The organism is Vibrio sagamiensis NBRC 104589 (assembly GCF_007990935.1).
GTDB lineage: Bacteria > Pseudomonadota > Gammaproteobacteria > Enterobacterales > Vibrionaceae > Vibrio > Vibrio sagamiensis.
On record NZ_BJXJ01000005.1, the window covers coordinates 38,055 to 54,652 of the forward strand.

The 16,598-nt window shown below is 40.9% G+C and carries 10 protein-coding genes and 4 tRNA genes; 8 read left to right on the forward strand and 6 right to left on the reverse strand.

The features are described from left to right. Positions 1–277: 277 nt before the first annotated feature. The 4 genes from VSA01S_RS03670 (at position 278) to VSA01S_RS03685 (ending at position 680) form a co-directional block, all read left to right on the forward strand. Positions 278–351: transfer RNA gene (locus tag VSA01S_RS03670), tRNA-Cys, on the forward strand. 4 nt (positions 352–355) lie between these two features. Beyond that, positions 356–431, forward strand: a tRNA-Gly gene (locus tag VSA01S_RS03675). A gap of 76 nt (positions 432–507) precedes the next feature. Further along, a tRNA-Leu gene (locus VSA01S_RS03680) sits at positions 508–594 on the forward strand. A 10-nt stretch (positions 595–604) separates the two neighbouring features. Further along, positions 605–680, forward strand: a tRNA-Gly gene (locus VSA01S_RS03685). A gap of 463 nt (positions 681–1,143) precedes the next feature. Here VSA01S_RS03685 and cysS read toward each other — a convergent pair. Beyond that, positions 1,144–2,517, reverse strand: coding sequence for a cysteine--tRNA ligase (gene cysS / locus VSA01S_RS03690; RefSeq protein WP_039980510.1), 1,374 nt, complete (start codon positions 2,515–2,517; stop codon positions 1,144–1,146). Positions 2,518–3,612: 1,095 nt separating this feature from the next. On the opposite strand from cysS, the gene VSA01S_RS03695 reads away from it, so the two are divergent. The 3 genes from VSA01S_RS03695 (at position 3,613) to nspC (ending at position 9,001) form a co-directional block, all read left to right on the forward strand. Then, a complete protein-coding gene (locus VSA01S_RS03695) occupies positions 3,613–6,489 on the forward strand; it encodes a pyridoxal phosphate-dependent class III aminotransferase (RefSeq protein WP_039980509.1) in 2,877 nt (958 codons plus the stop codon). An 18-nt stretch (positions 6,490–6,507) separates the two neighbouring features. Further along, a complete protein-coding gene (locus tag VSA01S_RS03700) occupies positions 6,508–7,752 on the forward strand; it encodes a carboxynorspermidine synthase (protein ID WP_039980508.1) in 1,245 nt (414 codons plus the stop codon). Positions 7,753–7,867: 115 nt separating this feature from the next. Further along, positions 7,868–9,001 carry a carboxynorspermidine decarboxylase gene (gene nspC / locus VSA01S_RS03705; RefSeq protein ID WP_039980507.1) on the forward strand — a complete coding sequence of 378 codons (1,134 nt, stop codon included), beginning with the start codon at positions 7,868–7,870 and terminating at the stop codon, positions 8,999–9,001. Positions 9,002–9,117: 116 nt separating this feature from the next. On the opposite strand, the gene VSA01S_RS03710 is transcribed toward nspC, so the two are convergent. Both VSA01S_RS03710 and VSA01S_RS03715 read right to left on the reverse strand, forming a co-directional pair. After that, positions 9,118–9,630, reverse strand: coding sequence for a glycine cleavage system transcriptional repressor (locus VSA01S_RS03710; protein WP_039980505.1), 513 nt, complete (start codon positions 9,628–9,630; stop codon positions 9,118–9,120). Between the two features lie 322 nt (positions 9,631–9,952). After that, positions 9,953–10,933 carry a DUF3943 domain-containing protein gene (locus VSA01S_RS03715; protein ID WP_083932223.1) on the reverse strand — a complete coding sequence of 327 codons (981 nt, stop codon included), beginning with the start codon at positions 10,931–10,933 and terminating at the stop codon, positions 9,953–9,955. A gap of 121 nt (positions 10,934–11,054) precedes the next feature. Between VSA01S_RS03715 and VSA01S_RS03720 the strand changes: the two genes are divergently transcribed. Next, positions 11,055–12,287 (forward strand): molybdopterin-binding protein, encoded by a 1,233-nt coding sequence (locus tag VSA01S_RS03720; RefSeq protein ID WP_039980504.1) that lies wholly within the window; start codon positions 11,055–11,057, stop codon positions 12,285–12,287. Positions 12,288–12,367: 80 nt separating this feature from the next. Here VSA01S_RS03720 and VSA01S_RS03725 read toward each other — a convergent pair whose 3' ends face one another. The 3 genes from VSA01S_RS03725 to nrdA all read right to left on the reverse strand — a co-directional run bounded on the left by VSA01S_RS03725 (position 12,368) and on the right by nrdA (position 16,145). Next, positions 12,368–12,646 carry a 2Fe-2S iron-sulfur cluster-binding protein gene (locus VSA01S_RS03725; RefSeq protein ID WP_039980503.1) on the reverse strand — a complete coding sequence of 93 codons (279 nt, stop codon included), beginning with the start codon at positions 12,644–12,646 and terminating at the stop codon, positions 12,368–12,370. Then, the gene (nrdB, locus tag VSA01S_RS03730; protein ID WP_039980502.1) at positions 12,646–13,779 is read right to left on the reverse strand and encodes a class Ia ribonucleoside-diphosphate reductase subunit beta; all 1,134 of its coding nucleotides are present in this window, start codon (positions 13,777–13,779) and stop codon (positions 12,646–12,648) included. Before nrdB ends, VSA01S_RS03725 begins: the two co-directional genes overlap by 1 nt. 83 nt (positions 13,780–13,862) lie before the next feature. Further along, positions 13,863–16,145 carry a class 1a ribonucleoside-diphosphate reductase subunit alpha gene (gene nrdA, locus VSA01S_RS03735; RefSeq protein WP_039980501.1) on the reverse strand — a complete coding sequence of 761 codons (2,283 nt, stop codon included), beginning with the start codon at positions 16,143–16,145 and terminating at the stop codon, positions 13,863–13,865. Positions 16,146–16,598 lie beyond the last annotated feature (453 nt).

Below are 16,598 nucleotides of genomic sequence, written 5' to 3' on the forward strand. Positions count from 1 at the left end.
TGTGCGCTTTTTTAAAGTCATCTATGGCTTTGTAGCGGTGCAGTGGGGTTAATTATGCTACATATGAAGATCATCTTTTAAGACAAACAAGGATATTTGAGTCTTTTTGTGTATTGAAACTAATCAATTTAACGCTTTTTGGATGTTTTATGTTCAAACGCTTTAAAAAAATAAAAATAGTGTTGACTCAGTTCTTCGAATCAGTAGAATGCATCCCGTACCCAAGAGCAATAAGCTCGAAAGGGTAAGTAACTAAAGCATCGCTTAGTTACATTGAGGCGCCTTGGCAGAGTGGCTATGCAGCGGATTGCAAATCCGTGGACCTCGGTTCGACTCCGGGAGGCGCCTCCATTTTGCGACACTAGCTCAGTTGGTAGAGCGCAACCTTGCCAAGGTTGAGGTCACGAGTTCGAACCTCGTGTGTCGCTCCAGATTAAACGATATGGCTTCGGCGGTATCAGATGGTGTTTTACTTTTCTAGTAAAGGCATCGCAAAGAAATTTGTGTGCCCTGGTGGTGGAATTGGTAGACACAAGGGATTTAAAATCCCTCGACGTTCGCGTTGTGCCGGTTCAAGTCCGGCCCGGGGCACCATCTCAAATATGCGACACTAGCTCAGTTGGTAGAGCGCAACCTTGCCAAGGTTGAGGTCACGAGTTCGAACCTCGTGTGTCGCTCCAGATAAGAAGCCCTGACCAATTAGTCAGGGTTTTTTTCTTTTTTAGCTATCCTAATAAAGAAACTTTGCTGGTCTTCAAAAGTATTTTTCGTGTTTACCTTATCGTGTGCCTGTTCGTATAGTTCTACCGTAATACTCTATACCTTTCTCGGTAATCCGTTATCCGAGGTGTGTTTGTTTATGGCTCGACGATCGATGATTTTGTCGCAAAAATAGCCAGAGACGTTGTATATCAAGACTCCAGAGACAATTATTCAAGCGTTTTTAGTCGACTCTCATCAAGCCGGATAAGTGTTGCCCCAAAGTGCGTTAGATTAAATACTCTACACATATTTGAGGCGTGTGTTTGCCCTACCAAATTCTAATCCGAGCCTTATGAATTTCGGTGTGAGCTCAAACTAGCCTATAACCCAGAAATAAGAGGCTATTGCTAACCTCTTATTCGGTAAAGCGGGTGATTTTAGTTAAAGTAACTTGGTTACACTCGATTGATTAGCACTATCGTTAACTTGATATCCCAAAGCTCGAATTTGCTCTCGGATTGTATCTGCCTCATCAAATCGCCCCTGTTGTTTCATACATTGACGTTGCTCAGCAAGCTGCTGAACTTCCTTTGGAATGGTGACCTGTTCGACTTTTTCAAGATCAAGGCCAAATACTTGATCAAAATAAAGTAGTGTCGCTTTTTTATTGGCAGGCTCTATGGAGCTATCGGTGACCTCCCATAGTAAAGCGAGTGCTTGTGGCGTGTTCAAATCACGGCTGATATGTGCAAGAAATTCAGCTTTGAACTGGTTGTCAACGTGACCACCGTCAGGCATGCCAGTGATTTTTTTTCTTAATCTACGCAGTGCCTTTTGTGCGCCATTCAATCCTTCCCAAGTAAAACTGAGCTTACTACGATAGTGACTGGTTAGAGTTAAATAACGATAAGATAGAGGGTCATAACCTTTGTCGATTAGGCTTTCTAAACGTAGTGTAGAACCCGACTTAGATATTTTCTCATTGTTTATATTTAAGAAGTAACCATGCAACCAAAAGTTTGCTTGTACATGACCGTTTTTCGCTTGGCATTGTGCAATTTCATTGGTGTGGTGGACAGGGATGTGATCCTCACCACCGATATGTATATCGAAGGTTTCTCCCAAGTACTTTTCTGCCATCGCTGAACATTCAATATGCCACCCTGGGAAGCCATTTCCCCATGGGCTTGTCCACTCCATTTGCCTTTTCTGTTCGCCAGTGAATTTCCAAAGTGCAAAATCTGTCGGATGCTTTTTCTCCGCCATATCAACGCGAATGCCAGCTTCTAAACCTTCTTTATCTAATCGCGCAAGCTTGCCGTAGTCGGGTAGTTTGTCTGTATCAAAATAAATACCGTCACTGGTTCGATAGGTATAGCCTTTAACTTCGAGTGACTGAATAAACGAAATTTGTTCTTGAATATGGTCGGTTGCTCGGCAAATGATAGAAGGTTTGAGAATATTGAGCCTTTCGAGATCAGTAAAAAATGCCTTTTCGAAATATGTAGCAATATCCCAAGCTGATTTAGCTTGTTTACGTGCGCCTTTCTCCATTTTGTCTTCTCCAGTGTCACCGTCTGACACCAGATGCCCAACATCGGTTATGTTCATGACATGATTAACATGATATTCATTGAGCTGTAGTACGCGTTTTAGAAGGTCAACGAACAAGTAGGTACGCAGGTTACCGACATGTGCATAGTCATAAACGGTTGGGCCACATGCATAGAGGCCAACCTCACGAGGTTTAATCGTATAAAACGGGCTAAGTGTTCTATCAAGGGTATTAAAGAGCTGGAGTGTAGCTTTATTCATAAATCATATCCTTATAAATACAAAAAGGCCGTGGATGAAAACATCAACGGCCTAGGAAAGAGTGCGATAGGTTTGCTATATAATAGGTACACTAAAGCGGCCGTAAATGAGGTATTTACAGCAGCAACATAGAATTTGAGTGGAAGTAGTTATCAGCGTCATTTTCTTAAAATAAAATAGATAATTAACAAAAGCAATACATTTATTCGATGACTATGTTGAGCGTCATCGTTGGTAGTAATGGACGTCACCCGTACTATCAAAACGGGGGCATTAAACTTAGTTACTTCCCATATCATTAGTTGTCCATGAATTGCTAATTTAGATGAAGCTATAATTCATTTCTGTCCAAAAATTTGCCGATGGGGTATGAAACACAAAATGTGCTCACTAGGCGATTATATCTTACGTTTCGTTTGATTTTTTGCCTCAGATATCATCAAGCTGGCAAGTGTTGCCATTAACGACAGAGACTTTGGTAAAACGAGTCGTGGATACCGAGTGTGTACTTCGAAGAACAGGAAATCAGATTAATTGGAGGTGATTTGAATATATGTTGTCACAGCAAAAGCATTTGAAATTTTGCAGTATTGTGAACAAAATCGGTGATGATTGTTGAAAATAGATTGCACGACAAATTTATTTCATGATAAATTCGCGCGCAATCTCGGAGCGTATATTTATTTACGTTAATGAACCATTCATAAAATTCTCTGGGGGATACGCGTAAATGCTAGTAACCAATAAAAATAAGGTTAAAAGTATCATTACGTAGGGTAGGTATTGGCATCATCATGAGCCAATAGACGGGATACTAGTGCGGCCAATGGCGGCATGTTAATGGGAAACCCAACATTGAAATCTTTTAACATACATACACAACACAGCCTCATACTTCCTAAATGCCCAGTACAACAAACTGGATGCATCACTGAACCTTGAATATTTCTCAGGATAAAAATCTTCTCGTCAAATGAATTAAAATAATACTTTTATATTTTATTTTGGTGACGACTTATATCTTCATATCCTGCCATTCGTTTTTATTTAATTGAACAGCAGGTAAAGGAATTCTTTATTCAAGGATTATCAAATATGAGTATCGCCTTTGAAGTCGATAATACTATCACAACTTGTTTTTCTGCTCAGGTCCCTACTTTAGAAGGAACTTATGACTTAACTGCTGACCAAGTATTAATTGATCAAGCTGAACATGAATCAGCGGTCCGTTCTTACCCTCGGCGACTTCCTATTGCTATTGCACAAGCCAATGGATGCATTGTTGAAGACACACGAGGTCAACTTTTCCTCGATTGTTTGGCGGGGGCAGGCACATTGGCATTGGGATATAACCATCCAGAAATTAATCAAGCACTCAAAGAGCAACTGGACTCTGGCTTACCGTACCAGACTTTGGATATCGCAACGGCAGCAAAAACGCACTTTATCCATATGGTTAAAAACTTTTTACCCCCTGAATTGAGTGACGATTGTGTGATTCAATTTTGTGGCCCGTCAGGAGCCGATGCCGTTGAAGCTGCAATAAAATTGGCGAAGCAAACGACCGGACGCAATACTATGTTGGCGTTTCGTGGGGCTTATCATGGAATGACCAACGGTACGATGGGTATGATGGGTAACCTCGATACCAAAGCGCGCCGAACGGGGTTAATGTCAGATGTTCATTTTATGCCGTTTCCCTACAGTTTACGTTGCCCCTTTGGCCTAGGTGGTGATGAAGGAGCTAAAGCAAGCATACGTTATATTGAACGGTTATTGAATGACGATGAAGCGGGTATCATGAAACCTGCTGCGATGATCGTAGAGCCCATACAAGGTGAAGGTGGTGTGATTCCTGCTCCCGCATTTTGGCTGCGTGAAATCCGTCGAATCTGTGATGAACACGATATGTTACTCATCTTCGATGAAATTCAGTGTGGAGTTGGGAAGTCTGGTTACCATTTTGCGTTTGAAGAAGCGGGTATTGTTCCTGATATTCTGTGTTTATCAAAGGCGATTGGTGGTGGTTTGCCCATGTCACTTTTGGTTATTAATAAACAGCATGATACTTGGAAGCCCGGAGAGCACACGGGGACATTCCGTGGCAATCAGTTGGCTATGGTCTCCGGTGCTAAAGCATTAGAAATTATTCAGCGTGATAATCTAGTTGAGCATGCGAACGTTGCTGGTCAATACTTACGCTTTGGCTTAGAAAGTATACAAAAGCGAGTAAATTGCATTGCCGATGTACGCGGTAAAGGCTTGATGCTAGGGGTTGAAATAAAAAAACCAAATGGTGAAGTCAACAAATTTGATGAACCTCTTGCCGATGGTCAGCTGACTCTTGATATTCAGCGAGCAGCCCTTGAACGTGGTTTAATTGTAGAGAAGGGTGGACGAGAAGGTGCTGTGATTCGCTTTTTACCTCCACTGATTATTTCTTTTGAGCAAATCGATTTTGCTCTTCGAGTCTTTGAAGAGGCAATCCTTGCTGCTGGTGGATCTCATGTTGAAACCTCTCCTCAACAAGAGTGGAAAAAGCACTTTATTCAAACAGGGAAGCTTGGCAGCACTGAATTTGTCTCTGCGATAAATCATACAACGGCAGCCATGAAGTCGGTATTTGAACAAGTCAATACGCCTTATTCTGGCCTGGACCCTAAGCAACTTGAAACAGCAATCAATGCTGTGGATCTTGATAGTAAATACACCTCGCTTGCTTCGGTGATTGATGAAACGATCGATCTGGTTGCTACAAACGCTATTTTTACCCAGCACCCAGATTGTATTGCACATTTACATACCCCACCTTTGCTCTCCGCCGTTGCAGCTGAAACGATGATTGCAGCTTTAAATCAATCGATGGACTCTTGGGACCAAGCTTCTTCTGCCACTTATGTAGAGCAGAAAGTGATCAACTGGTTATGCGATAAGTATCGACTCGGCAATTATGCGGACGGTACTTTCACTAGCGGTGGCACTCAAAGTAATCAAATTGGTTTGATGCTTGCGAGAGACTGGATTGCAGAAAAACTGAGCAACCATTCAGTATCTCAGATGGGCTTGCCTGACTATGCCGATAAACTGCGAATTGTCTGTTCAGCAAAGGCACACTTCACTGTACAAAAATCGGCGTCATGGATGGGACTTGGTAAACAAGCGGTGATGACGGTGGAAGCCAATGCTGATGGTACCATGGACACCGCTCAATTAGATGAAGTTCTAATACGAGCAAAAGAGCAAGGATTAATCCCATTTGCGATTGTTGGAACGGCAGGGACGACAGATCATGGTGCCATCGATGATCTGGATTTTATAGCTGATATAGCAACTAAGCACGAAATGTGGATGCATGTCGATGGTGCCTATGGTGGGGCGTTGATTTTTAGCCAATATAAATCACGTTTAAAAGGGATTGAACGAGCGCATTCTATCAGTGTCGATTTCCACAAATTGTTCTATCAAACCATCAGTTGCAGTGCTGTATTGGTCAGTAATAAAGCCCACTTTAAGTATTTACTCCATCATGCTGATTATTTGAATCGCGAGCATGACAAACTCCCCAATTTAGTCGATAAATCTATTGCAACAACCAAACGATTTGATGCGTTAAAAGTCTTTATGACAATGCAAAATATTGGTCCGCAAATACTTGGTGATATGTACGATCATTTGTTGATGCAAACAAAAGAAGTCGCAGAGATGATTCGTGACCATGCAGACTTTGAATTATTGGCAGAACCTTCATTATCTACAGTGTTATTCCGAGCAACACATGGTGATAATAATCTCGATGATTTAAATAAAACAATACGTTTGCAAGCCCTCACACGCGGTATTGCTGTACTTGGTGAAACCATTGTAGAGGGTAAAACCACACTCAAATTGACGATTTTAAACCCCTGTTTAACTTCAGATGACTTTGAATCTTTAATCCATAAAATAAATATACTGGCTTCAGAGCTAGTTTAATAAAGGTAATAGAAAACTATGGCAGTTCTTCAGATTGGTGCCGGCGGTGTTGGCTGGGTTGTTGCGCATAAAGCCGCACAAAATAATGATGTTCTGGGAGATATCACCATTGCGTCACGCACGATTAGTAAATGCGAAAAGATCATCGAGTCCATTCAGAAAAAAAATAACCTGAAAGATTCAGCCAAAAAGCTAGAAGCACGTACAGTCAATGCTGACGATATCGATTCTCTGGTTGCTCTTATTGAAGAGGTAAAACCAGAGCTTGTGATTAATGCAGGTCCTCCTTGGGTTAATATGCCTATCATGGAAGCATGCTACCGAGCCAAAGTATCGTATCTTGATACGTCTGTTGCAGTGGATCTTTGTTCGGAAGGGCAGCAAGTTCCTGAAGCATACGATTGGCAGTGGGGATACCGTGAAAAATTTGAAGAAGCGGGTATTACTGGCATTTTAGGTGCAGGCTTCGATCCAGGTGTTGTGTCTGTATTTGCGGCTTATGCAGTGAAGCACCTTTTTGATGAGATTGATACGATTGATGTTATGGACGTCAATGCCGGTGATCACGGTAAGAAGTTTGCAACGAATTTTGATCCAGAAACTAACATGCTAGAGATCCAAGGCGACTCTTTCTATTGGGAAAACGCTGAATGGAAACAAGTGCCTTGTCACTCTCGCATGCTTGAATTTGATTTCCCAAATTGTGGATCACATAAAGTATATTCAATGGCGCATGATGAAGTTCGTTCAATGAAAGAATTCATCCCAGCAAAACGCATTGAATTCTGGATGGGATTCGGTGACCGTTACCTAAACTACTTCAACGTGATGCGTGATATTGGCCTATTGAGCCCTGAGCCATTGACGTTGCACGATGGCACGGTTGTGCAACCTTTGCACGTTCTTAAAGCAATGCTGCCTGATCCAACCTCACTGGCTCCAGGTTATACCGGACTTACTTGTATTGGTACTTGGGTCCAAGGTAAGAAAGATGGCAAAGAACGCAGTGTATTTATCTACAATAATGCAGACCATGAAGTGGCTTATGAAGATGTTGAGCATCAAGCGATCTCTTACACAACAGGTGTCCCGGCAATTACTGCAGCGCTGCAGTTCTTCCGTGGTCAATGGGCCGATAAAGGTGTGTTCAATATGGAACAGCTGGACCCTGATCCGTTCTTAGAAACGATGCCTAGCATTGGCCTAGATTGGCACGTTCAAGAACTAGAGCCAGGCCAGCCAGTGATCCACAAGCTGAAATAATGCACTTATTTCCCAGTGCTGTAATGTGACTTGGGAAGGATGAGCCGATGCCTATGCGTCGGCTCTGTTCGATTTATCATGCTGAAGAAGTATCGCCTGTATATAGGGTAGTAACATGCAAACCAATCATTTAAAAACCCCATTCTTTATGATCAATGAAGATAAACTCATTGAGAACTTAGAGAAAGCAAAACAACTCAAAGAAATCTCAGGTGTGAAACTGGTCTTGGCACTAAAATGTTTTTCGACTTGGGGAGTATTCGACATCATTAAGCCCTATTTGGATGGCACTACCAGCTCCGGCCCTTTTGAAGTGAAGCTAGGTTACGAGACATTTGGTGGTGAAACGCATGCGTATAGTGTGGGTTATAGTGAAGATGATGTTCGAGAAGTTGCTGATATTTGTGACAAAATGATTTTCAACTCGCAATCACAGTTAGCGGCTTACCGTCATATCGTGGAGGACAAAGCGTCTATCGGCCTTCGTCTGAACCCAGGTGTGAGCTATGCAGGTCAAGATCTTGCGAATCCTGCACGTCAATTTTCTCGCCTTGGTGTACAAGCGGATCACATTAATCCTGACGTGTTTGAAAGTATTGATGGCGTTATGTTCCATATGAACTGCGAAAACAAAAACGTAGATGCATTTATTGGCTTGCTTGATGCGATTTCTGAACAGTTTGGTGAACATCTTAACAAGCTTGACTGGGTCAGCATGGGAGGAGGGGTTTTCTTCACATGGCCCGGTTACGATATCGAAAAACTTGGATTGGCACTGAAAGCATTCTCTGAAAAACATGGTGTACAAATGTACCTTGAACCAGGGGAGGCGATCATCACTAAAACCACGGATCTTGTGGTGACCGTCGTCGACATTGTGGAGAATGTGAAGAAAACGGCCATCGTTGACTCTGCAACAGAAGCTCATCGTCTGGACACGCTGATTTATAACGAACCGGCTTCCATTCTAGAGGCTTCCGAAAAGGGTGAACATGAATACGTTATTGGCTCTTGTTCTTGCCTAGCGGGTGACCAATTTTGTGTGACAAATTTCGAACAACCACTGGAAATCGGTCAGCGCCTGCATATTCTAGACAGCGCTGGCTATACCATGGTTAAACTAAATTGGTTTAATGGCTTGCGCATGCCATCTGTGTATTGCCAGCGTGCGAATGGTGAAATACAGAAGATCAATGAATTTGATTACAGTGACTTCAAACGTTCGCTTTCTCAATGGTCAGTAGCATAGTGGAGAAAAAGCAAAATCTGATAAACGCTATGATTTGTAAAATGCATACGGTTATTCTCCAAAGAGCAGTTACAAGCTGCTCTTTATAGGTAGGTATGATTAAAATCACAGAGTGTTTAAGATGCCACTCTCACCCGTGTATCCTCACTCAAAGATTCAAGTTCATTTGCAATGTCTTCAATATTTAATTCACCGGGTAATTTTAGTGCCATCGCCGCACTAAATAAGCTAGCACTAACTCCACCACCATTAGCAATGAATACTCGTTGGCAATCCATATCAAGGATTGATATTTCTTGATTATCTAGGATATTCGTGACTTCGCTAACAATACCAGCTCTATCACTTGCATCTAATCTTAGGTGGAAAACCATTTCTTCACGATCAATAGGACTTCGTGACTCGACAAATTTCACGATCAAATCTTGGCATGCCATAAAAGCTTCTTTTACGACGGAAATACTCTCTTCAGGTAATTCAACTTTTATGACACCCGCAACTTGATCATCAATAAAATTTACTTTGCTAATTAGCCACTTTCCATCATTGTTATGTGTAATTGCAGCAAGATGTTTAATAGTTGTGGAGGATGCTTGACCTAAGAAGTTAACAATAAATACATGCTTCATGATGTCCCTCAGAATGACACGTGGGTATTAGGAGCTACTTTTTTGAGATTAAATCTTGTATGAAATAAACAGTATTTTCGTTATGACCAGTTACCTAGCATTGTTCGGCTAGTGTTTAATGCCATACGCGTTGAGTGTAGATGCTGGATAGTGGAATTGTTTAATGAGGGAGATTTTTTGGTTTAAATTGTTGTGATGATCATGAAAAAACTCAGCATAGTAGGCAAGAATTAGAGAAGATTGACAAACAGCAGTGTGTTTACTGCTGTTGTTTGAACTACATAACTGTAATTTAAAGGCTAGATAACAGCCATTTGATAAACTAGAAAGTCACTTTCATTTCAAAACCGTAGAAAGCATTATCGTAGCTTGCACCAGAATCTAAAGCGAATTTAGCTGCTTGCTGATTACCAAACCATGGTGAAGAACTGAACTTATACTCTGCATTACCACCCCAAGCATTTGATACCCAGTGATGAATGTGTCCAACAGGGTTGAGGAAAAATAATGAAATGTCTCCTATCGTTTCTGAACCAGCAACTTCACCACCATTTGCGATGATTTCTTGTTCAGTCGTCAACATCATTTCACCGACGATTGCGCCAAAGAAAGGTGTGATAAATAAATCTTGCCACGAAGGTACTTCTGCAAATGCTTCTACGCCGTATTCCCAAAAGAAGCTCGACATAGTTGCTGAATAGAGGAACGATTCAAATTCGTTATAACCTGAATGTCGGGCTGCTGTGTAGTAAACCCCACCGAAGTATGGATGCATAATATAATTGAGAACGTGTTCGTCTCGATCCCATACTGGACCACTAGTGACATTGTCTTTCCATTTACTGCCCAACTTACTCATGTCACGGTCTTCTGCATCCCATTTAGTAATGCTTTGTGGCAAAAAAGTCATTAAACCCACTGTTGCGACACTGAGACCAAGGATCGTATAAGTTTGCCCCATAAGATAATCCCAATCTTTATCTTTAGGGACAATGAAGTGCTTTGGTTGTAAGTCTGCGTCTAGTGATAGTGTTTCTTCTTGCTGCATACCCAATGAAAAATGACGTTTATGCGGTTCAAAACTATACAAAGTTGTCATTTCACAGTAACCTGACAAACAGTCTGGCGCATAAGAAAACTCGATGTGATTAATCGCATCTTGCTGGTTAGCATAAGCAGATGTGGCTAGAGTCAGTGTTGCGGCACTTAGAGTTTTCACTAGTCTGGGTAATTTTGACACAGAGGTCTCCGAGTTGATTTTTTGAACATCGAGATAGCGATTATCCCTCAAAACAGCGTTCATTAAAATATATGTCTTACATTTTAACATGACAAATTACTTATCATTATAGTTATTTTGAATGGTTCAATATAGTGTAAATGTCTTTTTTGTTGTCTATTATGCCTAAATTTAGGAGCTGATTGTGAAGATAGCAATGCTTAGTACTGGTGAAGAAGTTCTTCACGGTGATATTCTTGATACTAATGCCACCTGGTTATCCAGCTTGTTCTATCAAAATGGTTTTAGCTTAACGAAACGTTCTACAGTCGGCGATCAATTGTCGTGTTTGACTGAAGAGCTACTGATGCTCAGTTTCAATAATGATGTTGTTATTGTGAATGGTGGGCTCGGGCCGACTAATGATGATATGAGTGCGGAATCGGCCGCTCAAGCTGCAGAGTGTAAGCTAGTTTTATTTGAAACTTGGCTAAATCGATTAAAAGAAATGTATCAAATGCGTGGTGTAGCAATGCCAGATAGCAATATTAAGCAAGCTATTTTGCCTGAGAACGCACAAATTATCGATAATCCTATTGGTACGGCCTGCGGCTTTAAGATGGTTCTGAATGAAGCGATATTTTACTTTACTCCCGGTGTCCCACGTGAATTCAAACAAATGGTTGAAACGCAGATTTTACCTGATTTGAAAAATTTATTTCCTAATGTAGTGGGTTATGCTTGCAGTCGAATATATACATTTGGTTTATCTGAATCTTTGATTTCGGATAAACTTGATAAGTTGGTATTACCTCAAGGTTATTTTTTAGGCTACCGTTCATACCTGCCTTTTATTGAAGTCAAACTTTTCGGTCCATTAGATCAGTTAGAAACTCGAACTCGACTGTTGAAGCTTGCGCAAAAGATCATAGAACAAAATACGGTGAGTGTTGATATGCCAATGCTCACTCATATTGGGCAGATGCTACAGGATAAGCACTTAACACTGTCGGTATCAGAGAAAAGCAGTGCTGGGTATTTAACGTATTGGTTAAATAGCGACAGTTTGGTTCGGCAGCAGTTTGGTCATGGTTGGTTGTTATCTGGAGCAAGTCAAACTGTTACTGATGACGGAGATCCACTTGCAGCAACGTTTGCTTTAGCTGGAGCGACGAGAGAGAAATGCGCGACTGATTTGTCTCTTGTCACGGGAAGAATCGAAAATGATGTTTTTTCGGTAGCGCTTGCTTCTGTTGAGGGAGAGTGGGGCGGACTCTATCGATTATCTAGAAAATATCAAGAAGAAGATCAGGTTAAAATTATTAGTACCGTCGCTTTAGATATGTTGCGTCGTTTTCTTGAAGGCAAAGCGATCTTCGCACAATATATGTTTATAGAAAAACTTCAAGAAATGTATATTCCCAACAAACTGTTGTGATATTGATATTGGCAGTTATATATAGAAAAAAGCCAAAGCTCAGTTTGCCTTGGCTTTAATTTTATAGAGTGTGGTGTTGTCTAAGCGCGTTTATCTTTTAATGAATAATGTACGTTACTTAGTTTGACATCTGATTTAGCTTTACAAATACACGGCAAAATCTCGTTGGGTGCAGTATAAGCCATCGCAAAATCGACATACTCAACATCCCCTTCTTCTAAAATACAACGGCAGGCTCCACAATGGCCATCACGGCAGTTGTACTCAGGGAGCAGGCCAGCATTTTCCATGGTTTCCAAAATAGTATTTGATGGATTGGACTCAATACTGATGAGGCTGTTGATTTTGATCGATGTCATTATAATTCGAATCCTTCGAAGTCATCTGCACTCACTTCGTTGTCAATTTGACCCACTAAGTAAGAAGAAATTTCTGCTTCTTGAGGGGCAACTTGCACGTTATCTGATGACAACCAAGCATTGATCCATGGAATTGGATTGCTGGTGGCTTCAGGATAGGCTGCAGGTAGACCAACTGCTTGCATGCGAATATTGGTAATGTACTCGACATATTGACTCAAAATGTCTTTGTTTAGACCAATCATTGAGCCGTCTTTGAACAGGTACTCCGCCCATTCTTTCTCTTGTTCAGCAGCTTGTTTAAAAAGGTCAAAACATTCTTGTTTCGCTTCTTCAGCAATTTGCATGAATGAGAAATCATCTTGGCCATTACGCAATAAGTTAATCATATGCTGGGTACCGCTTAGATGAAGGGCTTCATCACGGGCGATTAGCTTGATGATTTTTGCATTACCTTCCATGAGCTCACGTTCAGCAAAGGCAAATGAGCAAGCGAAGCTAACATAAAAGCGGATAGCTTCCAAAGCATTCACTGACATGAGGCAAACATACAGTTTTTTCTTCAAGCCATGTAGGCTAACTTTTACTGTTTCACCGTTGATTTCATGTTCACCTTCTCCGTAGCGATGGTAATCATTTGTTGCTTGGATCAAATCATCATAGTAATGAGCAATGTCCTTAGCACGTTTTAGTATTTGATCATTTTCTACAATATCATCGAAAACGACGCTTGGGTCGTTGACGATATTACGAATAATATGTGTGTACGAACGTGAATGAATTGTCTCAGAGAAAGACCAAGTTTCGATCCATGTTTCTAGTTCTGGAAGCGATACCAAAGGCAGTAGAGCTACATTTGGGCTTCGGCCTTGAATCGAATCAAGCAGAGTTTGATACTTCAAATTAGAAATGAAGATGTGTTTCTCATGCTCAGGTAGTTTGTTGTAATCAATGCGATCACTGGATACGTCTACTTCTTCTGGACGCCAGAAAAAAGAAAGCTGCTTTTCAATGAGCTTCTCAAAGATTTCAAATTTTTGTTGGTCGTAACGAGCAACATTGACAGATTGGCCTAAAAACATAGGCTCTTTGAGTTGGTCGTTTTTATTCTGATTAAAAGTACTGTAAGCCATAGTGCCTCAATCCCTTTTAGACCTCCTCAAAATGAGGAGGTATTCAATAAATTTCTACTACTTAAATTGTTGATGGTAGGGGCTTAGATCTTACAGCCACCACCTTCACAATCTTCATCTTGCGGCTGAACCGCATCGTTTTGATCGTCTTTTGCCCCATCACGGGTGTTGTGGTAGTAAAGTGTTTTTACACCATACTTATACGCTGTGAGAAGATCCTGAAGCAGTTTCTTCATTGGAACCTTACCACTGTCGTATCCCGACGGATCGTAATTTGTGTTCGCTGAGATTGCTTGGTCAACGAATTTTTGCATGATCCCAACTAGGTGAAGGTAGCCATCGTTAGAGCCAATATCCCAAAGTAATTCATAGTTGTTTTTGAGCTCTGTGAACTCAGGAACAACTTGTTTTAAGATACCGTCTTTCGATGCTTTAATAGATACATAACCACGAGGTGGTTCAATACCGTTCGTTGCATTAGAAATCTGTGAAGAGGTTTCTGAAGGCATCAGAGCGGTTAAGGTTGAGTTACGTAGACCATATTCCATAATGTCTTTACGAAGACCTTCCCAATCGTAGCGTAGAGCCTCTTCACAAATTTTATCGACATCTTTCTTATAAGTATCGATAGGAAGCAAGCCTTTCGCGTAGTTTGTTTCATGGAACAGTGGACAAGCACCTTGCTCTTTGGCCAATGCTACAGAAGCTTTTAACAGGTAATACTGAATTGCTTCAAAAGTGCGGTGAGTTAAACCGTTTGCACTACCATCGGAATATTTCACACCGTTCTTAGCCAAGTAATACGCAAAATTAATTACACCAACGCCTAAGGTACGGCGGTTCATGGTGGACTTGTAAGCGGCCGGCAATGGGTAATCTTGATAATCCAATAGAGCATCAAGGGCACGTACAACCAATTCCGATAACTCTTCAAAATCGTCCAAAGACTTGATTGCACCAAGGTTAAAGGCTGAAAGTGTACACAAGGCAATTTCACCTGAGTCATCTTCGACGTTCTTTAATGGCTTGGTTGGTAGAGCAATCTCAAGACATAGGTTAGATTGGCGTACAGGAGCAACTTCGGAATCAAATGGGCTATGTGTATTACAATGGTCAACATTCTGGATATAGATTCGACCTGTTGATGCTCGCTCTTGCATCAGCAGAGTAAACATTTCAATTGCTTTGACAGATTCTTTTTTGATTGAAGGGTCGTTTTCATATTGTACATACAGGCGTTCGAATTCTTGCTGATTTTCGAAAAATGCATCATACAAACCAGGAACATCTGATGGTGAGAACAAGGTAATATTACCGCCTTCAACTAAACGTTGATACATCAATTTGTTCAATTGAACGCCGTAATCCATATGACGAACACGGTTCTCTTCTACACCACGGTTATTTTTTAAAACCAGTAGTGAACGTGCCTCACCGTGCCAAATAGGGTAAAAAACAGTTGCAGCACCGCCGCGAACACCACCTTGAGAACAGCACTTCACAGCAGTTTGAAAATATTTATAAAAAGGAATACAACCTGTGTGGAAAGCTTCACCGCCTCGAATCTCGGAACCTAGAGCACGGATACGACCTGCATTAATGCCAATACCTGCACGTTGAGAAACGTAGCGAACGATTGAGCTTGCTGTCGCATTGATAGAATTAAGACTGTCACCGCATTCAATTAAAACGCAAGAACTAAATTGACGAGTTGGCGTTCGAACACCAGACATAATAGGTGTTGGCAGAGAGATCTTGAACGTGGACGTTGCATCATAGAAGCGCTTAATGTAATCCAGACGATTCTCTTTTGGATATTTAGCGAATAAACAAGCAGCTACAAGTATGTATAAGAACTGAGCGCTCTCATATATTTCACCAGATACACGATTTTGAACAAAGTATTTACCCTCTAGCTGTTTGATTGCAGCATAAGAGAAGTTTAAATCTCGCTTGTGGTCAAGGTAAGCGTCAAGTTCGTCGAGTTCCTGCTTAGAGTAATCTTCAAGAATATGCTGGTCGTACTTACCTAAATCAATCAAATGTGAAACATGATCGTAAAGTGCTGGTGGTTCGTACTGGCCGTAGGCTTTTTTACGAAGATGAAAAACCGCTAAGCGAGCAGATAGGTATTGATAATCTGGTGTCTCTTCAGAAATGAGATCGGCGGCAGATTTGATGATAGTCTCATGAATATCTGAAGTTGTAATGCCATCGTAAAACTGGATATGAGCACGCAACTCAACTTGTGACACAGATACATTATGTAAACCTTCTGCTGCCCAAGTGATAACTCGATGAATTTTCTCAAGATCGATATTTTCTTTGCGGCCATCACGCTTAGTAACGGTAAGTTGTTGGTTCATTCTGCTTTATTTCCCTAAGAAAACTGATAAAAGCCGTGTTTTTACTTGTTTTTATTTAATACTTATGAGATCTACGACGACTAAATAATCAAAGGATACCTATGTATTGTAGTTCAAACACAACATATAGGGGTTAGTTTGTTCTCGACTTACAAGATAGTGCTGTTCGCCATATTTTTCAAGGAACAGTCTTGGGATGACTTGTGGATAACTGTACAAATGAAAAAAAACAGTAAGTAAATACTAACCGATGAGAAAAGAGCTGACTTGATTAGGGAAAAGAGCAGTTTTAAGATCGGTTTAGAAATAACCGCATGTAAAAATATTTTCCTTGATCTTTATAGATTTTTGTTCGCTAAAAATAGATTGGTCAAAAATACATCTAGGTGATTGATTTTAGTTAATAACAGTCGCAAAAGTAGTCACATATGCATGTGATCTCACTCTAAAAAA